Below are 24,534 nucleotides of genomic sequence, written 5' to 3' on the forward strand. Positions count from 1 at the left end.
CACGGGGGCGGCCGGCTCCGAGGGAGGAGCAGCGGATGCGGGTGCTGGTCGTCGAGGACGATGCCGCCCTGGCCCGGGGATTGGTGGCGGCGCTCCGGCTCGCCGGGCTGGCGGTGGACCACGAGGCCGACGGGGCCGAGGCGGCGAGGCTCGCGCTCTCCGAGCCCTACAGCCTGATCGTCCTCGATGTCGGCCTGCCGGGCCTGTCCGGCTTCGAGGTGCTCCGCCGCATCCGCGCCGCGAAGAGCGCGGTCCCGGTGATGATCCTGACCGCCCGGGACGCGGTGACGGACCGGGTGCGCGGGCTCGATCTCGGCGCCGACGACTACCTGCTCAAGCCGTTCGCACCGGCCGAGTTCGAGGCGCGCGTCCGGGCCCTGATCCGGCGGGGCCAGGGCCTGCCGAACCCCGTGCTGCGCTGCGGGGCCCTCTCCCTCGACCGCGCGACCGGGACGGTGACGCTCGGCGACGAGCCGGTGAGCCTGCGGCGCCGGGAACTCGCGGTGCTCACGGTGCTGATGGCGCGGGCCGGACAGGTGGTGCCGAAGGAGCGGCTGAGCGGCGAGGTGTTCGGCTTCGACGAGGCGGTGGCCCCCAACGCCCTCGAACTCTATGTCGCCCGCCTGCGCAAGAAGCTGCAGCCGAACGGACCGGAGATCCGCACCATCCGCGGCCTCGGCTACCTTCTGGACGGCCGATGAGCCGGCATCCTCCCTCGCTGCGGCGCGGGCTGATGGCGCGGATGCTGTTGCCCGCGGCGGCGCTCGCCCTGGTGCTCGGCTTCGGCGGCGCCCTCGTCATCCGCGACGTCGTCGAGACGACGCACGACCGGCTCCTCGACGGCTCGGTGCTGGCGATCGCCGAGCGCCTCGCGCTGGACGAGGACAACGAGGTGACGGTGGATCTGCCGCGGGTGGCGCTCGGCATGCTGGAGAGCCAGGCGCAGGACCGGATCTACTACAGCGTCAGCTACGGCGGGCAGCTGGTGACGGGCTACCGCGATCTGCCCCGCGCGGCGGTGACGGAGCTGGAGCCCGGCGTCACGCGCCACTGGGATTCCGTGATGCGCGGTGCGCCCGTCCGCGTCGCCGCGCAGGCCCGGAGGATCTACGGCAAGCCGGAGCCCGTCCTCGTCCAGGTGGCGGAGACGCGGGATGCCCGCCGCGCCCTGCAGACGCGGCTCCTCGGCGGGCTGATCCTGCTCGAGGCGGGGCTCCTCGGCCTCGTGGGGGTGCTGACATGGCACGGGATCGGCCGCGGCCTGGAGCCCCTGAACCGGCTGAGCGCTGAGATCGACCGCCGGGCGGTGCCCGGCGCGATCAGCCTGCGGCCCCTCGACGCGTCGCAGGTGCCCAAGGAGGCGGTCGCGCCGGTCCTTGCCTTCAACACCCTGCTGGCGCGGCTGGAGCAAGCCATGGGCGCGATGCGTCGCTTCACGGCCGATGCATCCCATCAGATGCGCACGCCCCTCGCGGTGCTGCGCACGCATCTCGACCTCGCGCGCCGCTACGGCGTCGCAGCCAGTTCCGAGGGGCGCGCCGCCCTCGACGATATCGAGGGGGCGGCGGAGCGCCTGGAGCACCTCCTGTCGCAGCTCATCGCTCTCGCCCGGGCCGACGAGGCCGCCGATGCCGTGACGACGACCGATCTCGATCTCGCCGAGGTTGCGGCGGCCGTCCTCGCCGAACAGGTACCGCGGGCGCTCGCCGCCGGGGTCGAGATCGCGTTCGAGCGGCCCGACGGGCCGGTCATGATCCTGGCCCACCCCACCCTCGTGGGCGAGATCCTCGGCAACCTCATCGACAACGCGATTCGCTACGGCGGAAGCGGCGCATCGGTGGTCGTGCGCGTCGCCAACGACGCGGCCGGGGCCCGTGTCGAGATCGAGGACGACGGGCCCGGCATCCCCTCGTCGGAGCGGGAGAAGGTCTTTGCGCGCTTCTACCGCGTGGCCCGGAGCGGCGGTCCGGAGGGCAGCGGCCTTGGCCTCGCCGTCGTCCGGGCCCTCGCCGACCGGATCGGCGCAGCCGTCACCTTGGAGGAAGGAAGCCGAGGCGGGCCCGGGCTGCTTGCGAGAGTGGTCTTCCGGCCAGTCTCGTCAGGCCTCTCAGGCCCTGCACCAGCGTAAGAGCGCATGGCAACCGGCGGGTGATCGGCCCGAAAAGGCAAAGCCCGAAAGGCTTGCGATCTTGACGCATGCGGTTCGATGCCGGACGACCCACGGTCTCAATCGAAACTGACCTTCGTGGAAGCCGCCCCGCTCCTCATGCTGAGGTGCTGCGGCGCAGCCGCAGCCTCGATGCACCCCGGAAGGGTTATCCAAGACACGAGTTTGGCCGGGATCGCCGTTCAGGGGTGCTTCGAGGCAGCCTGCGGCTGCACCTCAGCATGAGGAGCGGTGGAGCTGCCACGAGAGGGAGCGCTCATTCAGCCGCGGTTTCATCCATCAGGGGCAGCCCGACCGGTGGCGAAGTGATGCCACCGGCCCAGACTGCTGGGGCAGCGGGTGCTGACGCGCATGCTTGCGCATCGGGCCGTCGACCCATCTCGCATTGTCGATGCCACCAGAGGCTTTGTGACGAGGCTTGGCGACAAGCCGAGACCGGAACCAACGGTCACATGAAAATGACCGTTGGTATGATCTGGAGCCAGGAATGGGGGCGCGGGGCAAGCGTATCGCCCCGGCCCGGTCCGGGCGCCCCTACTCCGCAGCCAGGGCCGCCGGCCCGGCATGTCCGGCCAGCACCTGCATGGCGGCGTCGACGCCGCCGGGACGATGCGGGATACAGCGCACCCTCAGGCCCATCTCGACGCCCGCCAGCGTTCCGGTGACCATCAGGTCATGGAAGTCGCCGAGATGTCCGATGCGAAAGACCCGGTCTGCCAGCGGACCCAGGCCATTGCCGAGGGACATGTTGCTCCGTGCCAGGATTTCGGCCCGGAGCGCGTCGGCGGAATGTCCGTCCGGCAAGCGAACCGCCGTGAGGGCCGAAGAATACTCGGCCGGATTGCGGCACTGGATCTCGAAGCCCCAATGCGCCACGCAGGCCCGGGTCGCTGCAGCGGCGCGGTCGTGCCGGGCGAACACCGCTGGCAGCCCCTCCGCCCGCAGCATCTCCAGCGCCACCGCGAGCCCCTGGAGGAGGTTGGTCGAGGGCGTGTAGGGAAAGTAGCCGGTAGCGTTCGCCGCGAGCATCTCCTCCCAGTTCCAGTAAGAGTTGGGCAGACGGGCCGTCTTCGCCGCGGCCAGGGCCTTGTCGGACACGGCATTGAAGGAGAGGCCGGGCGGCAGCATCAGCCCCTTCTGCGATCCCGCGACCGTGACGTCGACGCCCCACTCGTCGTGGCGGTAGTCGATGGAGCCGAGGGAGGAGATCGTGTCGACGAGGAGCAGCGCCGGGTGACGGGCCGCGTCGAGAGCCCGGCGCACCGCCGCGACATTCGACGTCACCCCGGTCGAGGTCTCGTTGTGGACGATGCACACCGCCTTGATGGTGTGGGACCGGTCCTCGGCGAGGCGGGCCTTGATTGCGCCCGCATCGACGCCGGAGCGCCAGTCGCCCTTCAGGAACTCCGCCTCGAGCCCGAGGCGCTTGGCAAGCCGGCTCCACAGAGTGGCGAACCACCCGGTCTCGAACATCAGCACCCGGTCGCCCGGCGAGAGCGTGTTGACCAGGGCCGCCTCCCAGGCGCCGGTGCCCGAGGCCGGGTAGATCACGACCGGGTTCGTCGTGCCGAAGACGGGCCGGATCTCCTGCAGGATTGTCCGGCCGAGCCGACCGAATTCCGGCCCGCGGTGATCGATGGTCGGCTTGGCGATGGCCGCCAGGATCGGCAGCGGCGTGTTGGTGGGACCCGGGATCTGAAGAAAGTGGCGGCCCGGCATGTGGGTCATGAGATCCTCCCCGGCATTCTGCCCGTCGCTGTGGCGTCTTTTGAATTTTGTATTATGTATCCGGACCAGGCAAGAGGCGGCGGCCGGCCGAGTCGGGGGAGGGGTGGATGCACGGATCATTGCAGCGCATCGGTGCGCCCGGTGGCGAGGCGGCCCTGGAGCGCGCCCTGCGCGCCGCCGTCTCCGGCGAGGTGCTGACCGGCGCCTTCGACCGCGGTCGCTACGCCACCGACGCCTCGATCTACCAGATCATGCCCCGCGGCGTAGTCCTGCCGAAGAGCCCCGCCGACATCGCCGCCACCCTCGCGGTCGCGGCCGGGCACGATGTGCCCGTCATCCTGCGGGGCGGCGGCACCTCGCAGAACGGGCAGCCGATCGGCGCCGGGCTCATCGTGGATTGCTCCCGCCACCTCGACCGCCTGCTCGCCTACGACCGCGAGGCCGGCACGGTCACGGTCGAGCCCGGCATGGTGCTGGAGCGGCTGAACGCACGGCTGAAGGACGACGGCTGGTTCTTCCCGGTCGAGCCCTCGACGGCGAGCCGCTGCACCCTCGGCGGCATGGCCGGCAACAATTCCTGCGGCGCCCGCTCGCTGCGCTACGGCAAGATGGTCGACAACGTGCTCGGCCTCGACGGGCTGCTCGCCGACGGCACCGCCATCTCGCTCTCGGCCGAGGCGGTCTCCGGTGCGGAGGAGCTCGCCGCCCGCATGCTCCGCCTCGCGCAGGCCGAGCGCGACGAGATCGAACGGATGTTTCCGAAGGTCCAGCGGCGGGTCGGCGGCTACAACCTCGACGCCCTGCTGGCCGAGCGGCCGAACCTCGCCCATCTCCTCGTCGGCTCGGAGGGGACGCTCGCGGCCACCACCGCCATCACCCTGAAGCTCGCCCGCCTGCCCGCCCACCGGGTGATGGGGGTCTGCCACTTCCCGTCCTTCCGGGCCGCCATGGAGACGGTACCGGCCCTCGTCGCCCTCGACCCCGTCGCGGTCGAGCTCGTGGACAACAACGTCCTGGTGCTGGGCGCCGACATCCCGCTGTTCCGCGCCACCCTGGCGGACATCACCCGCGGGCGCCCCGACTGCCTGCTCCTCGTCGAGTTCGCGGGCGACGAGGCGGCCTCCCTCGCGGCCGACCTCGCGCGCCTCGATACCTGCATGGCCGACCACGGCTTTCCGGGCGCCGTCGTCGCGGTCCCCGAGCCCGCCCGCCAGCGCACCGTCTGGGCGATGCGGGAGGCCTGCCTCAACATCATGATGTCGATGCGCGGCGACGCGAAGCCCGTCTCCTTCATCGAGGATTGCGCGGTCCCGCTCGAACACCTGGCCGACTACACGGATGCGGTGACGGCCTGCTTCGCCCGGCACGGCACCAGGGGTACGTGGTACGCCCACGCCTCGGTCGGCTGCCTGCACGTGCGGCCGGTGCTCAACCTGAAGCAGGAGGCGGGCGTCGCCGCCATGCGCGCCATCGCCGAGGAGACGGCCGAGCTGGTGCGCCGCTTCAAGGGCTCCTTCTCGGGCGAGCACGGCGACGGCATCTCGCGCTCGGAATTCATCGCGCCGCTGTTCGGGCCGCGGCTCGCCGGCGCCTTCGCGGCGGTGAAGGACGCCTTCGACCCGGGAAACCGCCTCAACCCCGGCAAGATCGTGCGGCCGCTGCGCATGGACGACCGGCGCCTGATGCGCTTTCCGGAGGGTTACCGGGTGGAGGTGCCAGTGCCCGCCCTCGACTGGTCGGCCTGGGGCGGCCTCGGCGGCGCCGTCGAGATGTGCAACAACAACGGCACCTGCCGGGCGCTCGCCGGGGGCACGATGTGTCCGTCCTACCGGGTCACCCGGTCGGAGGAGCACCTGACGCGGGGCCGCGCCAACACCCTGCGGCTCGCCCTCTCGGGGCAGCTCGGGCCGGAGGCGCTCACCGCGCCCGAGACCAAGCGCGCGCTCGATCTCTGCGTCTCCTGCAAGGGCTGCCGGCGGGAATGCCCGACCGGCGTCGACATGGCCCGGATGAGGATCGAGGTGCTCCACCACTACTACGCCCGCCACGGCCGCCCGCTGTTCGAGCGGCTGGTGGCGCATCTGCCCGATTACGCGGGGGCCGCCGCCGTGCTGGCGCCCCTCCTCAACCTGCGCGACCGGATCCCGGCCCTGGCCCGGCTCTCGGAGCGGGCGCTGGGACTTGCGGCGGCGCGCCCCCTCCCCCGCTGGCGCCGCCCCTGGCGCGAGAGCGGCGAGATCGCCCATCCGGGCGACGTCGCCGGGACCTTTCGCGACATCGTCCTGTTCGGCGACACCTTCAACCGGGCCTTCGAGCGGGAGAACCTGGAGGCGGCCGAGGCGGTGCTGACGGCGGCGGGCTACCGCCTGCACCGGGTGGCGGCGCCGGGCCGGGGCAACCGCCCGCTCTGCTGCGGGCGCACCTTCCTGGCGGCGGGGGATGTCGCCCGGGCGCGGGCCGAGGCGCGCCGCACCCGCGACGCGCTCCTGCCCTTCGTGCGGGCGGGCGCCCGGGTGGTGGGGCTCGAACCCTCCTGCCTCCTCACCTTCCGGGACGAGTTCGCGGCCCTGTTGCCGGGCGAGGAGGCCGAGGCGCTCGGGCGGGCGAGCCTGCTGTTCGAGGAGCTGCTCGCGGCCGACCTCGCGGCCGGGCGCATCGCGCTTCCCCTCGCTCACCAGGGCGGCCGGGCGGCCCATCTGCATGGCCACTGCCACCAGAAGGCGTTCGGGGCGATGGGCGCGGTCGAAGCGGTGCTGCGCCAGGTGCCGGGCCTGGAGGTGCGGCCGGTGGAGTCGAGCTGCTGCGGGATGGCGGGCGCCTTCGGCTACCGGGCGGACCGGCAGGAGGTCTCGCGGGCCATGGCGGAGCTGTCGCTGTTTCCGGCCCTGCGCCGCGCCGCGGCGGAGGACCTCGTGGTGGCGGACGGCACCAGCTGCCGCCACCAGATCCGCGACGGGCTCGGCCGCGAGGCGCTCCACGTCGCCCGCGTGCTCCATTCCGCACTGGAACCTCGACAGAGTTACGCCCGCTGAATACGTGTGAGGAAAGAGGATTCTTCAGTGGCTCAGCGATGAACAGCGTCGAGACCGGGATCAGCCGCCGCTACCTCCACGATGAAGTGGCGGAGCGGCTGCGGGCGCTGATCATGTCGGGGGAACTCGAGCCGCGGGCGCGTCTGAACGAGGTCTCCCTCACCGAACGCTTCGGCATCTCGCGCACGCCTCTCCGGGAGGCGATCAAGATCCTGGCGACGGAAGGCCTGCTCGAATTGCTGCCCAACCGCGGTGCGCGGGTCGTCAGCATCTCGACCGCCGAGATCGAGGAGATCCTGGAAGTGGTGGCGGGACTGGAGGCCGTTGCGGCCGAACTCGCCTGCCGGCACATCACCGACGCGGAGGTCGAGGCCATCGCCGCAACCCACGCGGCAATGGTGGCGGCGTGGCGCCGCGAGGACGACCCGGCCTACTTCGCCCTCAACCGCCAGATCCACGAGGCGATCATGGCAGCGAGCCGGAACGCGACCCTCGCCAACATGTATGCCAGCCTCTCGGGCCGCATTCAGCGGGCCCGCTATTCCGCCCACAAGACGCCCGAGCAATGGCAGCAGGCCGTGGACGAGCACGAGCAGATGCTGGTTCATCTGCGCGCTCGGGACGGCGAGGCGCTCGCCCGGGTGATGCGTGCCCATATCCGGGGCAAGAAGCCGGTGATCGCAGCGGCTTACGGAACAGAGGCGGAGTGACGCGCCCCACCGCCGGACCCCGAGGACTTCAGGTCCCGGACCAGTTGGGCGGGCGCTTGGCCAGGAAGGCCTCCATGCCCTCGCGAAAATCACGGCTGGTGTAGCACATCAGGATCAGGTCATCGCCGGCCGGCCCGCCCGCCTCGGGCTCGCCGGCGAGCCGGCGCAGACCCTCCTTGGTGGCCGCCAGCGTCAGCGGCGCATGCGCGGCCACCAGCCGCGCCAGCGCGGTCGCCCGCTCGGCAAGCGCGGCGGCATCCGCCACCACCTCGCTGACCAGGCCGATGCGCTGCGCCTCCTCGGCCCCGACCAGCCGGGCGGTGAACAGCATCTCCTTCACGCGCGCCGCCCCCACCAGCGCCGAGAGCCGCCGCAGGTTGCCGAGCGACAGGCAGTTGCCGAGCGTGCGGGCGATCGGGAAGCCGAAGCGCGCATCGCCGGTGGCGAGCCGCAGGTCGCAGGCCGCCGCGATCGCCGCCCCGCCGCCCGTGCAGGCGCCCGCGACCGCCGCGATGGTGGGCTTGCGGCAGCGCTCCAGGCTGCCGAGCACCCGGTCCATGAAGCGCTCGTAGCCGAGCGCATCCTCGGCCGTGCCAAAGCCGCGGAACTGCGCGATGTCGGTGCCGGCCGCGAAGGCCTTGTCGCCCGCCCCGCTGAGGATCACCGCCTTGACCGCGCGGTCCTCGTCGAGGGCGCGGCTGAGCTCATACAGCCGCTCGTACATCGCGAAGGTCAGCGCGTTGCGGGCCTGCGGCCGGTTCAGGGTGATGCGGGCAATGCCCTCGCTGTCGCAACTATACAGGATCTCGTCGGCACTCATCGGCAGGGCTCCTCGGGAGGATGTCGATCGAGGCTTGAGCTTGCGCCGCGGCTCATGCCGCGCTCTCGCGCACCACGCCTCGAGCGATCAGGTCGTCGATCGCCGCCGCGTCGTAGCCATGCGCGGCGAGGATCGCGCGGCTGTGCTCGCCCAGGAGCGGGGCCGGGCCGTGGACGCGTCCCGGCGTGGCCGAGAACTTCACCGGCAGCCCCAGCGTCTTCATCGGGCCGGCCCGGGGATGCTCGACCTCGACCAGCATCTCGCGCGCCAGCGTCTGCGGGTCGCGGTGCATCGCCGCAACGTCGAGCACGGGCCCGGCCGGCACGCCGCCCGCCTCCAGCCGCTCCAGCCATTCGGCCGAGCTGGCTTCGCGGAAATACGCGGCGAGCGCGGCGGCGAGTTCCTCGCGATGCGCCATCCGGCCGCGATTCTCGGAGAAGCGCGGATCCTCCGCCAGGGCCTCCGCCCCGAGGACGGCGAGCAGGCGCAGCCAGTTCGTCTGGTTGGCGGCCCCGACCGTGATCCAGCCATCCGCGGTCGGGAACGCCTCGTAGGGGGCGTTGAGCGGGTGGGCCGAGCCCATCGGGCCGGGCGCGACCCCGGTCGCGAGCGCGATGGCCGATTGCCAGTAGGTCTGGACGATGCCGGCCTCGAACAGGGAGGTGTCGACCTGCTGCCCCTCGCCGGTCTTCAGGCGGTGGGTGTAGGCGGCGAGCACCCCCATGGCGGCCAGGATGCCGGCGGTGATATCGGTGACGGGGGCGCCGCTCTTCACGGGCGGGCGGCCCGGCCCCTCGCCGGTGATGCTCATGAGCCCGCTCATGCCCTGCGCCACGAGGTCGAAGCCCGCCCGGTCCGCGTAGGGGCCGGTGCGGCCGAAGCCGGAGAGCGAGCAGTAGATCAGGCCCGGATTCTCGGCGCGCAGGGCGGGATAGCCGAGGCCGAGCCGCTCCATCGTGCCGGCGCGGTAGTTCTCGATCAGGATGTCGGCGTCCCGGACGAGCCGGCGCAGCACCGCCTTGCCGTCCGGGTGCTTGAGGTCGAGGGCGATGCCCCGCTTGCCGCGGTTCATCATCAGGTAGGCGGCGCTCTCGCCGGAGAGCGTCGGCGGCACCATCCGGCGGGTGTCGTCGCCCCCCTCGCTCTTCTCGACCTTGATGACCTCGGCGCCCATATCGCCGAGCATCAGGCCGCAGACCGGACCCGCCATGATGTGGGCGAGTTCGACCACCTTCACGCCCGCGAGCGGGCCGGTTCGCATCGAGGTCATCACGCGCTCACTCCGCCGCGGCCGCAGCCAGGCCCGACGGCGCCGAGGCCGGCTCGTCGACGAAGCGACGCTCCGGATGCATCGTGAAGGCGAGGGCCGCGCCCGCCAGCAGCAGCCCGATCGACCCCGCGAAGGGCAGGATCCAGTTCCCGGTCAGGTCGACGATCCAGCCGAAGACGAGGGGGGAGACGATGGCGGCGACCGCCGAGCCGGTGTTCATCAGGCCGCTCGCCGTGCCGGAATATTGCGGCGCGATGTCCATCGGCACCGACCAGATCGGGCCGATCACCAGTTCGAGGAAGAAGAAGCCCGCCGAAAGCATGATCGCGATCAGCGTGAGGTCGCGCGTGAAGAACACCCCGACCAAGCTCGCCGCCGCGCCCAGCATGCCGAACAGGATGACGCTGAGGCGGGCGAACTTGAGGTTGCCGGTGCGCGTCAGGATGTGGTCGGAGAGGACGCCCCCGAGGGTGTCGCCGACGACGCCGGCGAAGAACACGCCGGAAGCGAACAGGGCGGAGTTCTTGAGGTCGAGCCCGTAGCCCTCCTTGAAGAAGGACGGCAGCCAGTTGAGGAACAGCCACAGCGTCCAGCCGTAGCAGAAATAGGTGAGCGTCACCGGGAGCATGCGGCGGGTGAGGCGTCCCCACGGCACGGCGCTGCGGCTCCCCGGAGTGCGGGGCGGCGGAAGGGCGGCGAGCTCCTCGGCCGAGATGCGCGCATGATCCCGGGGATCGTCGCGGAAATAGCCGTACCACGCGATCACCCAGAGAAAACTCGCAACACCCAGCACCACGAAGCTCCAGCGCCAGCCGACCAGCACGATCAGCAGGGCGACGATGGGCGGCGCGACCGCATTGCCGAGGCGCGCGAAGGCATGGGTGATGCCCTGCGCGAAGCCCCGGCGGCTCGCCGCGGTCCAGTTCTGCATCGCGCGCGTCGCGGTCGGGAACGTGGCGCCCTCGCCGAAGCCGAGCATCACCCGGGCCAGGAAGAGTGACGCGATCCCGCCGGCAAAGCCCGTCAGGATGGTGGCGGAGGCCCAGATCACGCCACAGAGCAGCAGCGTGCGGCGCGCTCCAAACCGATCGCCGATCGAGCCGCCGATCACCTGGAACACCGCATACGGGTAGGCAAAGGCCGAGAAAATCAGTCCCAACTGCGTGTTGGTGAGGCCGAGATCCTGCTTGATGTGGCTGGCAGCCGTGCCGATATTAACCCTGTCGATGTATGTGATGAAATACATCAAACAGAGAAGCAGAAGAACACTGGTCGTTGCCTTAACCCGTACTTGCATGGGCGTCTCTCTCCATGGCGGACGTGAGGCTTCTCACCTCTGCATCCTGGGGTCGGGCCACCGTCTTGGCGCGGCGGTCTCGTCCGTTCCGGCGGCATTCCGGACGGCATTACGAATTTTGAATACATTATCTGATCGACCTCCCCCGTGGCAATCCGCCCGGAGCGATGGATTGACCCCGTCCGTGCGGCATGCACCGAGCCGGAGCAATCCGAGGCCGGCAGCACCTTTTGCCCGCCTCGATATGGCACGTGCTCATCCCCATCGGGGTTGGCCCGGCCGGTGGTGAGTTCACGACATCCGGTTGCTTGCTTCGCCATGGGGATGTCGGCTCCGCTCAGGCGGACGGTTCTCTGTCCTTCCTGGATCTCCGCCCGCTCCCTCTTGCATGTTTGACGGGCCGACCAGCGCACCAAGCTGTGAGGTGCGTCGCGGCCGGTGGCCACCGGCCGCGACGCGGGCGGCCGGGATCGATCTCCCTCTAGGATTGGCACCGTGGGAAAGCAGGATCCGGCCGCCCTCTGGCTCTTGTCCTGAACAGATGCTGGGGAGCAAGTCCCGTATGCAAGGCAAGGAAGTGTCCAAACAAGAGACCGCGGGCAAGTCTAGCGTGGGGATCGACGTCAGCAAGAGCTGGCTCGACGTCCACGTCCTCCCCTCCGGCCAAGCCCAGCGGTTCGCCAATACCGAGGTCGGCATCCGGCAGCTCAAGCGCTGGCTTGGGCGCTTTGCTCTGGGGCTGGTCGTGGTCGAGGCCACCGGCAAGTGGCACCGCCAGACCCGCCGCAGCCTGCATGCCTCGGGCCTGCCGGTCGCCGTCGTCGATCCGTTTCGGGTGCGCATGTTCGCCAAGGCGCAAGGCATCTGGGCCAAGACCGATCGGCTCGATGCCCGCGTGCTGGCGCAGTTTGCCGCGGTGATGGCCCCCCCGCAGCGCCCGCCGGCCTCGGACGCGCTCGAAGCGCTCCAGGAACTGGTCGCGGCCCGCGACAGCGCCGTGGCCGAACAAACCGCCCTCAAGAACCAGCTGGCCGCGGCCGCAAGCCCGTTCCTGATCCGCCAGCTCCAGGACCGTCTGGCCAGGATCGCCGCGGACATCGAGGCCCTTGCCGGCGAGATCCGCCGGCTCATCGCGGCCGATCCCGGACTGGCCCGGCGGCATGCCATCCTGGTCTCGATCCCCTCGATCGGGGACACGATCGCGGCCACCCTGGTGGCCAGCCTGGCCGAGCTGGGCACCTGCAGCAGCCGGCAGATCGGCCTGCTGGCGGGCCTGGCGCCGGTCGCCGACGATTCCGGCGCGCGCCAGGGCGTGCGGGTCATCTGGGGCGGCCGCCCGCCCGTGCGCCGCGTCCTCTACCTCGCGGCGCTCTCGGCCGCCCGCCACAACGCCGGCCTGAAAGCCTTCCACGAACGCCTGATCGCCAACGGCAAGAAGCCAAAGTGCGCCATCATCGCCGTGGCCCGCAAGCTCGCCGTGCTGGCCAACAGCCTCATCGCTCAGGACCGCCTCTGGACGCCAAATCAGCCCCAACAGGCTTGACGCCAAACACAGATGCTTTCCCGGATCTCCTTCCGCTGACGCTGCATGCGCCCGGGAAAGGGGAAGCGGACATCGTCGCATGGGCTGCCGCGGTCTCAATCGACCCTGAGATGCCTGGGAGCGACCACGCTCCTCAGGTTCGGTCGAGGGTTTGACCTTGACCAGACCACGGCGGAGATGTGTCGTTCGAAGCTCACTTGTGGAAAACAGAGTTCTCTGCTTCTCTCCTCTCAACAAAAATCTGAGCCAATGCTCAAGCTGCAATGATCGATCGTGCGGACGCCGTAATCGGTCAGCTTGAAGATCGGAGCAGATCTGAACGAGGGAGGCGCGCCGGTGGCCTTGAACCTCACCCAGAAGCTCGTCCAGTCGCATCTCCTCGCTGGCAGCCTGACCCCCGGTGACGAGATCGCGCTCGCGATCGATCAGGCCCTCCTTCAGGACGTCCTCGGCAGCTTGGTGATGCTCGAGCTGGAGGCCATGGGCATCGAACGCGTCAAGGTGGGTCTCGCGGCCCAGTATGTCGACCATAACCTGGTCCAGAACGACCATCTGAACGCCGACGAGCACCTCTTCCTGCGTTCCGCCTGCCGGCGCTTCGGCGTCTGGTACAGCCGACCCGGCAACGGCATCAGCCATCCGGTTCACATGCAGCATTTCGGCAAGCCCGGCCAGACGATGGTGGGCTCGGACAGCCATACGCCTGCGGCCGGCTCGCTGGGCATGCTGGCCTTCGGCGCGGGCGGCGTGGAAGTGGCGCTCGCCATGGCCGGCGAACCGCTCCACCTGCGCATGCCGCAGGTCTGGGGCGTGCGGCTGACCGGCGCTCTGCCCGATTGGGTCAGTGCGAAGGACGTGATCCTGGAGATGCTGCGCCGCCATGGGGTCGAGGGCGGTTTCGGCCGCATCGTCGAGTATTACGGGCCCGGGCTGGACGATCTCTCCGCCATGGACCGGCACGTCATCGCCAATATGGGGGCCGAACTCGGCGCGACGACCAGCGTGTTCCCGTCCGACGACGCGGTCCGCGTCTTCCTGCGCGGTCAAGGCCGCGAGGCCGATTGGATCCCGCTCGCGGCCGACGAGGGCGCCTCCTACGACATCCACGAGGAGATCGACCTCTCCGGCCTCGAGCCCCTCATCGCCAAGCCCTCGAGCCCCGGCAACGTCGTGCCGGTTCGGGACGTGGCCGGGGAGGAGATCTACCAGGCCTATGTCGGCTCATCCGCCAATCCGGGCTACAGGGACTTCGCCATCGCGGCCGCGATGGTGAGGGGGCGGCACGTCCACGATCGCGTCTCCTTCGACATCAATCCGAGTTCGAGACAGGTTCTCGAGACGCTGATCACGACGGGCAGGCTCTCCGACCTGGTTCACGCCGGCGCGCGGGTTCACCAGGCCGGCTGCAACGGCTGCATCGGCATGGGGCAGGCTCCGGCGTCCGGGCGCAACTCGCTGCGGACGGTTCCGCGCAACTTTCCCGGGCGGTCCGGCACGCGCGAGGACAGCGTGTTCCTGTGCAGCCCGGAGACGGCCACGGCTTCCGCCCTGACGGGCGTCATCACGGACCCGCGCAGCCTCGGAATCCCATACGAGCGCATCGAGGTGCCCGCGACCGTCGCGGCGAACATGACCATGCTCGTCCCGCCGCTCGACGCCGCCGCGGCGCGCGCCGTGCGGCTGGAGAAGACGCCGAACATCACGACCCTGCCGGAACTCGGCCGCATCGCCGACAGCATCCGCGTGCCGATCCTGCTCAAGCTGGGCGACGACATCTCCACGGACGACATCATGCCGGCCGGCGCCCGGGTCATGCCGTTCTGGTCGAACATCCCGAAAACCAGCGAATTCACGTTCGAGCCGATCGACGACAGCTATCCGAAACGTGCACGCCAGAATGGGCAGGAGCCGACCGGTCACGCCATCGTCGCCGGCTCGAATTACGGTCAGGGATCAAGCCGCGAGAACGCCGCGCTGGCGCCCCGCTATCTCGGTCTCGAGACCGTGCTGGCCAAGAGCTTCGCGCGCATCCACTGGCAGAACCTGGTGAATTTCGGTGTCCTGCCGCTCACTTTCGTGGATGCGGCCGACTACGACGGCCTCCGGCTCGGGGATGTGCTCGACATACAGGGTATTGCGGCTGCCCTGGCTGCGGGTCACGAGATCGCTGCCTCCGTCAACCATGGGCAGCGGCAGATTCGGCTGCGCCACGACCTCTCATCACGGCAGATCGAGCTTCTGCTCAAGGGAGGCGTCATCAACTGGCTGCGCGAGCGTCTGGGAGCAGACTCGGGCGGGCAGCCAACACAGAACGTCGCCTGATGGTCCTTAAGCCATGAACCGCCTGTGAAGCCATGCCCTCACCTGACACCACCCAGACCTCCGGTCCTCTGACGGGGCTGCGCGTCCTCGAACTCGGTCACTTCGTCGCCGCCCCGTTCGGATCGCGCCTGCTCGCCGATCTCGGTGCCGACGTGATCAAGATCGAGGCGCCCGGCGGCGATCCGGTGCGCCAATGGGGACGGCAGGTCGAGGGGGCGGGCGCGCCGTGGTCGTCGATGCACCAGCGCAACAAGCGCAGCCTGGTGCTGAACCTGAAGGATCCGCGCGCGATCGAGATCGTGCTGCGCATCGTCGGGACCTGCGATGCGCTGATCGAGAACTTCCGACCGGGCCAGCTCGCGCGGATGGGCCTCGACCGCGAGAGGCTCGAAGCGGCGCGGCCCGGGCTCGTCGTCGCGCAGATCTCCGGCTACGGGCAGGACGGTGTCTACCGGGATCGCGCCGCCTTCGGGGTGATCGGCGAGGCGATCGGGGGCTTGCGCTACCTCACCAACCATCCGCCCTCCATGTCCGACCTGCCCCCGGTCCGCGTCGGCGTCTCCATCGGCGACTCGATCGCCGGTCTCTATGCGGCCTTCGGCATCGTCGCCGCCCTGTGGGCCCGCGATCGCAGGGAGGGTGGAGACGGACGCGGCCGCACGCTCGATGTCGCGCTGACCGAATCCGTGCTGAGCATGATGGAAGGCATGCTGCCGGAATACGGCGCGTTCGGCACGGTCCGGCAACCGACCGGATCGCGCATTGCCACCGCCGCGCCGTCGAGCGCCTATCCGACCTCCGACGGCAAATGGATCCTGATCGCCGGCAATTCCGAGCCGATCTTCGCCCGTCTGACCGCGCTCATGGGCCGGCCCGACCTGGCCCAGGATCCGCGCTTCGTCGGCAACCGCGCGCGGGTGGCCAATGTCGAGGAGCTTGACCGGCTGATCGGCGCCTGGAGCGTTGAGCACACGGCAGCCGAGCTGGACAAGCTGCTGGCCGAAGCCGATGTGCCCTCGACCATCGCCTATACGGCGGCCGAGATCGCGACCGACCCGCAGTTCCGCTCTCGCGGCATGGTCCGGGAGGTCGACGATCCGCTCTTCGGCAAGGTCCTGCATGCGGGAATCGTGCCGCATGTTCCGGACGATCCGGGCCGCATCCGCTGGCCGGGTCCGCCAGCCGGTTTCCATACGGACGAGATCCTCCGTGACGTGGTCGGGCTCGATGCGGCCGAGATCGCCGCCCTGCGCCGGGATGGAGTGGCAGCATGACACAACCTGCCAAGAACCCTGCCGAGAACGCGGTCGAGATCGTCGAGGTGGGACCGCGCGACGGCTATCAGGGCATCGGCCCCTTCATCGCGACAGAGCGCAAGATCGAACTTCTCGGACGGCTCGTCGCCGCGGGGCTCAGGCGCATCGAGATCGGGTCGTTCGTGAGCGCAACGGCGCTGCCGCAGATGCGCGACACGCCGGACATCCTGGCCGCCTGCAAGCAGTTTCCGGACCTCGAGCCCCAGGTCCTGGTTCCGAGCGAGCGCCGCGGTCGTGATGCAGTCGCGGCGGGCGCGCGGCGGCTCGTCTTCGTGCTCTCCGTGTCGGAGGCCCATAACCGCAACAATGTCCGGCGCGCGCCCGAGGAATCGGCCGACGAGTACCGGCGCCTGCTGCAGGCCATTCCTGACGACGTTGCGATCCGGCTCGACCTGGCGACCGCGTTCGATTGCCCCTTCGAGGGCCGCATTCCCGAGGCGAAGACGCTGGCCTTGCTTAAACGCTTGGTCGCCCTGAAGCCCGATGCCGAGATCTGCCTGTGCGACACGACCGGACGCGCCGATCCGGATCATGTCGGCAGGCTCTTTTCCGAAGCTCCGAGCCGGTTTCCGGAGGTGAAAGCGTGGGCTTTGCACGCGCACGACACCTACGGGCTGGGGCTGGCGAATGTGCACGCAGCCTATCGTGAGGGTGTGCGGATCTTCGATGCCTCGTTTGCCGGCCTTGGCGGCTGCCCGTTCGCGCCCGGCGCCACCGGCAACGTCGCGACCGAGGATCTCGTCTGGATGTTCGAGCGGATGGGTGTGGCGACCGGCGTCGATCTCGCGGCGCTCGTCAGCGTTGCGCGGGACGGCGCGGCGCTGCCGGGCGGGCTGGCCGGGGGACGCGTGCGCGATGCGCTGAGTGCGGGCAGCGCCGCCTGCGCGGTGACCTGACGGGACCCGAGCAGAAGCTCTCGGGGAGGCCGGGCCGAGCGTCGGAGCCAACACGCACGGGTCAGGGAGGATCACATGTCGGCCGGCAATGCCCTGCTGCGAGAGGACGTCCCCGCTCCCTGGTATGCGGGTCTGACACCCCGTCACTGGCGCATTCTCTGGGGCAGCTATCTCGGCTGGATCTTCGACGGCTACGAGGCGGTCGCGCTGGTCTACGCGCTCCGGCCCGCTCTCGCCAGCATCCTGACGCCCGAGCAGGCGCAGGCACCGGCCTTCTATGTCGGCGCGGCCATCGGCATCACGCTGCTCGGCTGGGGTATCGGCGGGATGCTCGGTGGCATTGCGGCCGACTACATCGGCCGCAAGCGCATGATGATGCTGTCGATCCTCGGCTATGCCATCTTCACGGGCCTGACGGCGTTCGCGGCCAGCTTCACCCAGCTCGCTGTCCTGCGCTTCATCACGGGGCTCGCGATCGGCTCGGAATGGAGCACCGGGATCGCGCTCGTCGCCGAGACCTGGCCGAACCGGGCCCGGCCCAAGGGCTGCGGCTTCCTGCAATCGGGCTTCGGCGGCGGCGCGGTTCTCGCGGCCATCGTCTGGGCGATCCTCGCGGCAACGAACCCGCTCGGTCCGGAGAGCTGGCGCATCATGTTCGCGCTCGGTGCGTTGCCGGCTTTCGTCTGCCTCTATCTGCGTCGGGCACTGGAGGAGTCCGAGCGCTGGATGCAGGCGCTGCGGGAACACCGCTGGGCGGCGACGACGGAGGATGCCGAGAGTGGCAGGGTCCACAAGACGGAACAGCGCCCCTTCACGCTGGCCGAGATCTTCCGCGAGCCCGAGAGCCGGCGGCGGGTGCTGCTGGCGACGGCAATGTCGTTTGCGACGACGGTCGGCTGGTGGGCGGTGTCATCCTGGCTGCCGGCCTATACGGAGGCCCTGGCGAAGGCGGCGGGCGAACCGGCCAATGTGTGGGGCCCGCGCATGGGCATCATCTACAACATCGGGGCGATCATCGCCTATGTGATGTCCGGCTTTCTCGCCGACGCGATCGGGCGCCGCTGGTTCCTGTTCCTGACCTTTGTCGGCTGCATCGCGACCTCGGTCCTGGCCTATCTGTGGAGCGGCAGCCTTGTCGCTTTCATGGTGATCGCCTTCCTGAACGGGGCTTTCACGCTGGGCTTCTCCTTCAGCTGGATGGCGATCTACCTCGTCGAGCTGTTCACGCCTGCAGTTCGGGCGACGGCCGCAAGCTTCGTGTTCAACGGGGCCCGTCTGGTCGCCTGGATCTTTCCGATCATCGCCGGCCAGATCGTCACCTCGTTCGGCGGTGTCGCGCAGGCGGCGCTGATCATGAGCAGCGTCTACGTCATCGGTCTGGTGGTACCGTGGTTCATGCCGGAGACGACCGGAAAGCCGCTACCGGAATAGGTGCGGGACGGCGGTCAGGAAGGTTGAGCGCCCATCCGTCGCGGAAGGACGGGCTGCGGGCCTCCGTCCGCGCTACCCCCTTGGATTGAGCGGGGGCCATGTTCCGAGCGTCGTCAAACCCGGAGGAACCGCCGTGCTGCTCTACGAGCACCCGCTCTCATCCTACGCGCAGAAGGTCAAAATCGCTCTGCGCGAGAAGGGCGTGCCGTTCACGCCCGAATTGCCCGAGAGCTTCGGCACGGGCCGCACCGATGGCCCCTTCGCCGCAGCGAACCCGCGCATGGAGGTGCCGGTCGTGATCGACGGCGAGGTCACGATCTTCGAATCCACCGTGATCCTGGAATACATCGAGGAGCGCTGGCCCGAGCCGCCGCTCCTGCCGCGTGAGCCTGCGGCCCGCGCCTTCGCGCGCCTGACCGAGGAGGTCTGCGACACGCAATACGAGGCGGTGAACTGGGGCTTCGGCGAGGTGCTCTGGTTCCGCCGCGCGACCGGCGCGCTGGCCGATCATCTGCGGGCGCAGGCGGCGGCGCAGACCCGGATCTTGCAGGCGTGGTTGTCCGATCGGCTCGGCGCGGCGGACTGGTTCGGCGGGGATCGCTTCGGCTGGGCGGATGCGGCGGTCGCGCCGATGATCAACCGCTCCGTGCATTACGGTTTGGGACCTGCAGAAGGCAGCACCCTTGCCCGTTGGCACGCGCGCGTGCGCGAGCGGCCGCCCGTGGCGGCGACGTTTGCCGAGTTCGACGCCGCGGCGGCTCGAATGGCCGCTTCTGCCGATCTCTACACCACGGGCGGGCGGCGTCGCGAGTACCGCGATCATCGGCTCGAATGGATGGTCAAGTCGGGAGGTATCGAGGTGGTGCTGGCCGGCCTGCGCGCCGGCAACATCCGCTTCCCGTGGCCCGGGGCCCCATGACCGCGCGAGGACCAGGCGCTTGGGCCGGCCTGTCTCGCGACCGGTTCGGCGATCAGCCGTCTTGTTGATCAGTGTCCTGGTGATCTCTACGTTCGAGAGCCCGGCAGGCCACCATCCGGTTGCAGGTGAGACATGCCGAGCCGGTGCCAGAGCCGTGAGTAGGCATCGCCGAGCAGCCGCTTCCGGCGCTCCATGATGCCCGGGTCGCCCTCCCCGGCTTGGACAAATGCTCGGACGCATTCGTAGAGGTCGTCGGCCGCTGCATCGATGCCGGGATCGCGCTCCACGAGCTGAAGGACGTCCAGCAGGTTCGTCCGGATGCTCTCGACTTCGGCGACGGCATCTCCGTCCGAAGCGAGGCGTTTGAGAGCCTGGCCGATCGCAGCCATGCGGCCTTCGAGCATCTCAAGGAGCAGTGCGGGACTCATGAGGTTCGCCCTGCCACGCCGCGCCACATCCGGGGATTCAACCTCATCCGGAAACCTCGAGAACGCCCCCTTGGCGTGTCGCATTCGTGTTGCAGGGAGCAGCCTACGCCCGGTTGTCGCCCGTTGTAAATTCAGGGACGGGTACAGCCGGTTGCAACCGTTGCGGCTGGGAATCGGGCGCCGAAAAGCCGGCTGGAGACTGTCCAGCTCTCCCGGACGGACTCGAGGCCGGCCCTGCACTGCGGTGGGATGGTTCTCAGGAGAACGGTGCGCAGCGCGGCGGGAGAATCCAGGTGTGAAGCTATCGGCCCTCGCGGGCGCGAAAGGCGTACCAGCCGCCATCGGCGTCGTAGAGGACGTCGAATCCGTTCAGGACGTGCAGCCCCGTGTTGACGAAGGGAGTGGGGCGCGCGGTGTCGAGGATGATGCGCTCCGGCGCGAGCGGCGACGACGCGTCGCCGACGGTGATCTCGTAATGCGCCGCAGGCGCAGCGGCGTCGGGGAAGCTGAAGCTCAGCCGCGTTCCGGGACGGAGCGCAATCCGGCCGTCATCATCGGCGGCCATGTTGCCGGCGACCTGCTCCGGCGGCAGCGTCAGGAACATGGCCGTGACGCCCGTGTCGATCAGGGCCCGCCCGCAGGCGGCCGGCGGTCGACCGCCAACGCCGATGCAAACCGGGACGCCCTGCCACTCGCCGGGAATGGCGGGGTGGGGATCGAGCTTGACGAAGCGGTAGTCGCCCCGCGTGTTGGCATGCGTCAGCCCGACATGCACGCCCTCCTTCGTCACGATGTAGCCGCGCCGGGCCGGGCCCGCCCCGGTCGGGGCGAGGTTCAGGAAGGGGTTGGTCTCGGGCGTGCTCCGAGCCTGACCGTCGCCTTCCCGCCCGAACCCCACGCCCATCATGGCGACGTGCCGGGGCGTATCCTCGGGCGTGCAGCGGCGAGCCCTGCTCGTGCAGGCGATACGGTCCACCGCGAGCACCGGGATGGGGCCCGTCGTGATGCTTGCGCCGTTGCGGCCCCACACGGTCACCGGAACCGTCACCCAGCGGCCGATCATGATGCGGCCGGAACTGCTGTAGGTCAGGCGACCGGGTCGCGAGGGCAGCGCATCGACGTCCGGAATGCGCGCGGCCGAGACCACGATGCCGGTCGAGCCCGTGTCCATCAGGACGGGGCGCACCTCGCCCCCGAAGGAGAGGCCGAGCCGCGGTGAGCGCTCGATCTCCGCGTCGCGGTCCGGCGCGTTGAGGAACGGCAGGAAGATACCCTGGTGGTTGCCCTCGGCACGAGGGCCGTTCTGGCCTCCACGGCCGTCCTGCGGGACTTCCGAGGGACGGCCTCGCCTCCGCTCGCCGCAGAGCCGACCGTCTTGGCCTCGTTCGCCTCCGGCCGAGCTGATCCCGACGGATGAAGCCTCAGGATGCGCCATGCGTCGTGCCGCCCCTCCCAAGAGGGTGAGCTTTCGATCGAGAATGGGCCGGGCGCCGCCTCGAGCGCCGGACGAAGCCCGATCTTCGGTCCCGCGCTCAGCCGGCGGGCGCCTCGGCGAGGAGCCCGGCCACGAAGCTGTCGAGTCCCACCTGCCGCTGGCGGCGCAGGCGCTCGGCGGTGAGGATCGCTTCGAGCGTCTTGAAGGAGCGGTCGAGATCGTCGTTGATGAGAACGTAGTCGTATTCCGACCAGCGCTCGATCTCGGTCCGCGCGTTGCGCAGGCGACGCTCGATGGTCTCGGCCGAATCCTCGGCCCGGCGCTCCAGGCGGCGGCGCAGCTCCGCCATGCTCGGCGGCAGGATGAAGATCGTCACCACGTCGTCGCGCAGCTTGGCGCGCACCTGCCGCGTGCCCTGATAGTCGATGTCGAAGATCATGTCGCGGCCCGCCGCCAGCGCCCGCTCCACCGGGCGGCACGGCGTGCCGTAGAAGTTGCCGTGCACCTCCGCCCATTCGAGCATGTCGTCGCGCTCGCGCAGGGCGTCGAAGGTCTCGCGGTCGATGAAACGGTAATGCTGGCCGTCGATCTCGGAAGGGCGCCGCGCCCGGGTCGTGACCGAGACCGACAATTCCAGTCCCCATTCGGGCTGCTGGGCGAGCGCACGGGTCAGCGTCGTCTTGCCTGCGCCCGAGGGCGAGGAGAGGATCAGCACCAGACCGCGCCGCGACACCCGTGTTTCGGACCCTATCGCCATCTGCACACGCCCTTCAGGCCCTCTCGCAGCCCGATCCTAACGATTGCTGGTTAAGGACCGGAAACGGCCACCGGGTTCCCTACTCGACGTTCTGCACCTGCTCACGGAACTGCTCTACGACGGCCTTGAGGTCGAGTCCGATCCGCGACAGGGCGACGTCGTTGGCCTTGGCGCAGAGGGTATTGGCCTCCCGGCCGAATTCCTGGGCGAGGAAGTCGAGGCGGCGCCCGACGGCGCCCCCGGCCTCCAGCAGCGCACGGGCCGCCGCCACATGGGTGCGCAGGCGGTCGATCTCCTCGCGCACATCGGCCTTGGCGGCGAGGAGCACGGCCTCCTGGTGCAGCCGCGCCGGATCGAAGGCGCCGGCCTCCATCAGGATGGCGACCTGGGCGGCGAGCCGCGCCCGGATCGCCTCCGGCTGACGGGCCGGGCAGGCATCGGCGGCATCGGCGAGCGCGGCGATGGCGGCGAGCTGCTCGGCGATCAGGGCCGCGAGGGCGCCTCCCTCGCTCTCGCGCATGGCGACGAGCGCATCCGCGAGGCGTCCGGCCGCCGCCGACAGGTCGGCCTGCAGCGCCGCCGCGTCCTCCCGCACCTCCTCGGACTCGATCACCCCGCGCACCTGCAGGAGCCCATCGAGCGAAGCGGGCTGCACGCCCTCGGGTCGCGGCAGGCGGCCGAGCGCGTCGACGAGCGAGGCGAGGAGCGCCTCGTTGATCCGCAGCCGCGGCATCGTCTCGGTGCGCGAGAGCGTAAGGGTGAGCTGGCACTGCCCGCGCGCCAGCCGCTTCTGGATCCGGGTGCGGGCCTCCTCGCCGACCGCCTCGAAGCCGGGCGGCACACGCACCCGCACCTCGAGGCCACGGCCGTTGACGCTCTTGACCTCCCAGGCCCAGTGGACCGGCCCGGTCACCCCCGCCTCGCGGGCGAAGCCCGTCATGCTCGCGATCGTCATCGGTCCGCTGGCCTCACGGGTTGCGCAGGACCGGGACGGTCTTGGGGAAGGTCAGGTCGTAGGTCTTGTTGCGCAGGGGATCGCGCGCCGTGCCCTCGGAGGCGTCGAAGGCCTTCGAGCGCTGCGCGTTCGGATCGACTCCGTCATAGGCCATGGGCGACGGGCTTAAGGCCCGGGTGGCCGGCGCCGCCGAGGGATCGGCCGCGGGCGCGGGCTCCACCTTGTCGACGGGCGTCGCGGCGGCCGGATCGGTGGCGGCCTTCGCCCGCTCCACCTGCCGCCAGCGGGCGACGTTGCGGTTATGCGCGTCCAGGGTCTCGGCGAAGACGTGGCCGCCCGTGCCGTCGGCCACGAAGTAGAGCTCCTTGGTGCGCGAGGGATTCGCCACGGCTTCGAGGGCGGCCCGGCCCGGATTGGCGATCGGCCCCGGCGGCAGGCCCTCGATCACGTAGGTGTTGTAGGGCGTCGGCCGCTCGATCTCGGAACGCAGGATGCCTCGGCCCAGCGTGCCGCGGCCGCCGACGAGGCCGTATACGATGGTCGGGTCCGACTGGAGCCTCATGCGCTTCTGCAGCCGGTTGACGAACACGCCGGCCACACGGGGCCGCTCGTCGGCGCGCCCGGTCTCCTTCTCGACGATGGAGGCGAGCGTCACGAGTTCCTGGGGCGTCCTCACCTGCACCTCGGCGGAGCGGCGGCTCCAGACCTGGTTGAGCACCTCCCGCTGCTTGGCGCGCATCAGGTTCAGGATCTTCTGGCGGCTGTCGCCGCGCTCGAACTTGTAGGTGTCGGGCAGGAGCGAGCCCTCCGGCGGCGTCTCGTTGATGTCGCCGGTGAGAATGTCGTTCTCGTTGAGCCGGGCGACGATCTGCTCGCTCGTCAGGCCCTCCGGGAAGGTGATGGCGTGCTGGACGGGGCGGCCCTGGATCAGGGTGTCGATCACGTCGTCGATGCTGGCATGGGCCTTGAAGTTGAACTCCCCGGCCTTGAGGGGCTGCTTGCGCGCGAAGCGCGCCGTCAGCTCGAAGAGGGAGGGATGCTCGATCACCCCCTCGCGGGCCAGGAGCTCCGCCATCTCGCTGACGCTGGAGCGCGGCGGCACGACCACGATCTTGTCGCTCAGGAGCGGGCCGGGCTCGTTGACCTGCCGGTCGAGCACCACGATCCCGAGCATCGCGCCGATGCCCAGGATGGCGAACAGGGTGAGAAAGCCGCTGATCGCGGAGAGGAGCCCGCCGCGCTCGCGCTCCGGCGGGGCCGGCGGCGGCGGTGCGGCGGTCGGCTTGATCGCCTCGCTCGGGCTGCGCGGCGCGAGGCGGCCCGGCGGGGCCGGCTGGTCCGGCGCGCTGGGCGCAGGCGCGTCGGTCTTTCGCTTGCGGAACATGGCGGTCCTGTTGTGGCGGTCCTCGATGCGATGGACGCGCTTGCCCGGCCCGCGGGTCCGGGGCCCCCGACCCTACCAGCCTTTATGGCGAAATGGAGCCGAAGATCCCGCGGGAGGATGCCGG

19 protein-coding genes are annotated in these 24,534 nt (G+C 70.1%); 10 read left to right on the forward strand and 9 right to left on the reverse strand.

Annotated elements, in window-relative coordinates:
- Positions 1–35: 35 nt before the first annotated feature.
- Both MNOD_RS13160 and MNOD_RS13165 read left to right on the forward strand, forming a co-directional pair.
- Positions 36–701, forward strand: coding sequence for a response regulator (locus tag MNOD_RS13160; RefSeq protein ID WP_015929394.1), 666 nt, complete (start codon positions 36–38; stop codon positions 699–701).
- Positions 698–2,128 (forward strand): sensor histidine kinase, encoded by a 1,431-nt coding sequence (locus MNOD_RS13165; protein WP_015929395.1) that lies wholly within the window; start codon positions 698–700, stop codon positions 2,126–2,128. The genes MNOD_RS13160 and MNOD_RS13165 overlap by 4 nt, the downstream gene beginning before the upstream one ends.
- 573 nt (positions 2,129–2,701) lie before the next feature.
- Here the strand turns inward: MNOD_RS13165 and MNOD_RS13170 are convergent.
- Entirely contained in the window at positions 2,702–3,895 is a 1,194-nt protein-coding gene (locus tag MNOD_RS13170) for a pyridoxal-phosphate-dependent aminotransferase family protein (RefSeq protein WP_015929396.1), read from the reverse strand.
- A 107-nt stretch (positions 3,896–4,002) separates the two neighbouring features.
- Between MNOD_RS13170 and MNOD_RS13175 the strand changes: the two genes are divergently transcribed.
- Together MNOD_RS13175 and MNOD_RS13180 are read left to right on the forward strand one after the other, a co-directional pair.
- On the forward strand, positions 4,003–6,927 hold the full coding sequence (locus MNOD_RS13175; protein ID WP_015929397.1) for an FAD-binding and (Fe-S)-binding domain-containing protein: 2,925 nt from the start codon (positions 4,003–4,005) through the stop codon (positions 6,925–6,927).
- 38 nt (positions 6,928–6,965) lie between these two features.
- Entirely contained in the window at positions 6,966–7,637 is a 672-nt protein-coding gene (locus tag MNOD_RS13180; protein WP_015929398.1) for a GntR family transcriptional regulator, read from the forward strand.
- Positions 7,638–7,665: 28 nt separating this feature from the next.
- Here the strand turns inward: MNOD_RS13180 and MNOD_RS13185 are convergent, their stop codons facing one another.
- The 3 genes from MNOD_RS13185 to MNOD_RS13195 are packed head-to-tail and all read right to left on the reverse strand — an operon-like array spanning position 7,666 to position 11,024.
- Positions 7,666–8,457 (reverse strand): enoyl-CoA hydratase/isomerase family protein, encoded by a 792-nt coding sequence (locus MNOD_RS13185; RefSeq protein ID WP_015929399.1) that lies wholly within the window; start codon positions 8,455–8,457, stop codon positions 7,666–7,668.
- Between the two features lie 52 nt (positions 8,458–8,509).
- The gene (locus tag MNOD_RS13190) at positions 8,510–9,727 is read right to left on the reverse strand and encodes a CaiB/BaiF CoA transferase family protein (RefSeq protein WP_015929400.1); all 1,218 of its coding nucleotides are present in this window, start codon (positions 9,725–9,727) and stop codon (positions 8,510–8,512) included.
- 7 nt (positions 9,728–9,734) lie between these two features.
- A complete protein-coding gene (locus tag MNOD_RS13195; protein ID WP_015929401.1) occupies positions 9,735–11,024 on the reverse strand; it encodes an MFS transporter in 1,290 nt (429 codons plus the stop codon).
- 562 nt (positions 11,025–11,586) lie between these two features.
- Here MNOD_RS13195 and MNOD_RS13200 point away from each other — a divergent pair.
- The 6 genes from MNOD_RS13200 (at position 11,587) to MNOD_RS13225 (ending at position 19,451) form a co-directional block, all read left to right on the forward strand.
- Entirely contained in the window at positions 11,587–12,567 is a 981-nt protein-coding gene (locus MNOD_RS13200) for an IS110-like element ISMno29 family transposase (protein WP_015927424.1), read from the forward strand.
- A 336-nt stretch (positions 12,568–12,903) separates the two neighbouring features.
- Positions 12,904–14,889 (forward strand): aconitate hydratase, encoded by a 1,986-nt coding sequence (locus MNOD_RS13205; protein WP_015929402.1) that lies wholly within the window; start codon positions 12,904–12,906, stop codon positions 14,887–14,889.
- Between the two features lie 32 nt (positions 14,890–14,921).
- Positions 14,922–16,163, forward strand: a complete 1,242-nt coding sequence (locus tag MNOD_RS13210) for a CaiB/BaiF CoA transferase family protein (RefSeq protein WP_015929403.1) — start codon at positions 14,922–14,924, stop codon at positions 16,161–16,163.
- Complete coding sequence (locus MNOD_RS13215; protein ID WP_015929404.1) at positions 16,160–17,101, forward strand: hydroxymethylglutaryl-CoA lyase; 942 nt, start codon at positions 16,160–16,162, stop codon at positions 17,099–17,101. Before MNOD_RS13210 ends, MNOD_RS13215 begins: the two co-directional genes overlap by 4 nt.
- Before the next feature lie 75 nt (positions 17,102–17,176).
- Entirely contained in the window at positions 17,177–18,532 is a 1,356-nt protein-coding gene (locus MNOD_RS13220) for an MFS transporter (protein ID WP_015929405.1), read from the forward strand.
- Positions 18,533–18,665: 133 nt separating this feature from the next.
- Positions 18,666–19,451: a glutathione S-transferase family protein gene (locus MNOD_RS13225; RefSeq protein WP_015929406.1), complete on the forward strand. Its 786-nt coding sequence runs from the start codon at positions 18,666–18,668 to the stop codon at positions 19,449–19,451.
- A gap of 86 nt (positions 19,452–19,537) precedes the next feature.
- On the opposite strand, the gene MNOD_RS13230 is transcribed toward MNOD_RS13225, so the two are convergent.
- The 5 genes from MNOD_RS13230 to mltG all read right to left on the reverse strand — a co-directional run bounded on the left by MNOD_RS13230 (position 19,538) and on the right by mltG (position 24,410).
- Positions 19,538–19,879 (reverse strand): hypothetical protein, encoded by a 342-nt coding sequence (locus MNOD_RS13230; protein WP_015929407.1) that lies wholly within the window; start codon positions 19,877–19,879, stop codon positions 19,538–19,540.
- A 301-nt stretch (positions 19,880–20,180) separates the two neighbouring features.
- Entirely contained in the window at positions 20,181–21,314 is a 1,134-nt protein-coding gene (locus MNOD_RS13235; protein WP_015929408.1) for a hypothetical protein, read from the reverse strand.
- Positions 21,315–21,411: 97 nt separating this feature from the next.
- Positions 21,412–22,071, reverse strand: coding sequence for a guanylate kinase (gene gmk / locus MNOD_RS13240; protein WP_015929409.1), 660 nt, complete (start codon positions 22,069–22,071; stop codon positions 21,412–21,414).
- 79 nt (positions 22,072–22,150) lie between these two features.
- The gene (locus MNOD_RS13245) at positions 22,151–23,026 is read right to left on the reverse strand and encodes a YicC/YloC family endoribonuclease (RefSeq protein WP_015929410.1); all 876 of its coding nucleotides are present in this window, start codon (positions 23,024–23,026) and stop codon (positions 22,151–22,153) included.
- A 13-nt stretch (positions 23,027–23,039) separates the two neighbouring features.
- A complete protein-coding gene (gene mltG, locus MNOD_RS13250; protein WP_015929411.1) occupies positions 23,040–24,410 on the reverse strand; it encodes an endolytic transglycosylase MltG in 1,371 nt (456 codons plus the stop codon).
- Between the last annotated feature and the right edge of the window lie 124 nt (positions 24,411–24,534).

Source organism: Methylobacterium nodulans ORS 2060, from assembly GCF_000022085.1.
In the GTDB taxonomy this organism is placed as follows: Bacteria; Pseudomonadota; Alphaproteobacteria; order Rhizobiales; family Beijerinckiaceae; genus Methylobacterium; species Methylobacterium nodulans.

Coding starts and splice junctions, on each gene's coding strand:
- MNOD_RS13175 (WP_015929397.1), top strand. CDS start 4,003: ATGCACGGATCATTGCAGCGCATCGGTGCGCCCGGTGGCGAGGCGGCC.
- MNOD_RS13180 (WP_015929398.1), top strand. CDS start 6,966: ATGAACAGCGTCGAGACCGGGATCAGCCGCCGCTACCTCCACGATGAA.
- MNOD_RS13170 (WP_015929396.1), bottom strand. CDS start 3,895: ATGACCCACATGCCGGGCCGCCACTTTCTTCAGATCCCGGGTCCCACC.
- mltG (WP_015929411.1), bottom strand. CDS start 24,410: ATGTTCCGCAAGCGAAAGACCGACGCGCCTGCGCCCAGCGCGCCGGAC.
- MNOD_RS13215 (WP_015929404.1), top strand. CDS start 16,160: ATGACACAACCTGCCAAGAACCCTGCCGAGAACGCGGTCGAGATCGTC.
- MNOD_RS13230 (WP_015929407.1), bottom strand. CDS start 19,879: ATGAGTCCCGCACTGCTCCTTGAGATGCTCGAAGGCCGCATGGCTGCG.
- gmk (WP_015929409.1), bottom strand. CDS start 22,071: ATGGCGATAGGGTCCGAAACACGGGTGTCGCGGCGCGGTCTGGTGCTG.
- MNOD_RS13220 (WP_015929405.1), top strand. CDS start 17,177: ATGTCGGCCGGCAATGCCCTGCTGCGAGAGGACGTCCCCGCTCCCTGG.
- MNOD_RS13165 (WP_015929395.1), top strand. CDS start 698: ATGAGCCGGCATCCTCCCTCGCTGCGGCGCGGGCTGATGGCGCGGATG.
- MNOD_RS13210 (WP_015929403.1), top strand. CDS start 14,922: ATGCCCTCACCTGACACCACCCAGACCTCCGGTCCTCTGACGGGGCTG.
- MNOD_RS13160 (WP_015929394.1), top strand. CDS start 36: ATGCGGGTGCTGGTCGTCGAGGACGATGCCGCCCTGGCCCGGGGATTG.
- MNOD_RS13190 (WP_015929400.1), bottom strand. CDS start 9,727: ATGACCTCGATGCGAACCGGCCCGCTCGCGGGCGTGAAGGTGGTCGAA.
- MNOD_RS13200 (WP_015927424.1), top strand. CDS start 11,587: ATGCAAGGCAAGGAAGTGTCCAAACAAGAGACCGCGGGCAAGTCTAGC.
- MNOD_RS13185 (WP_015929399.1), bottom strand. CDS start 8,457: ATGAGTGCCGACGAGATCCTGTATAGTTGCGACAGCGAGGGCATTGCC.
- MNOD_RS13245 (WP_015929410.1), bottom strand. CDS start 23,026: ATGACGATCGCGAGCATGACGGGCTTCGCCCGCGAGGCGGGGGTGACC.
- MNOD_RS13235 (WP_015929408.1), bottom strand. CDS start 21,314: ATGGCGCATCCTGAGGCTTCATCCGTCGGGATCAGCTCGGCCGGAGGC.
- MNOD_RS13195 (WP_015929401.1), bottom strand. CDS start 11,024: ATGCAAGTACGGGTTAAGGCAACGACCAGTGTTCTTCTGCTTCTCTGT.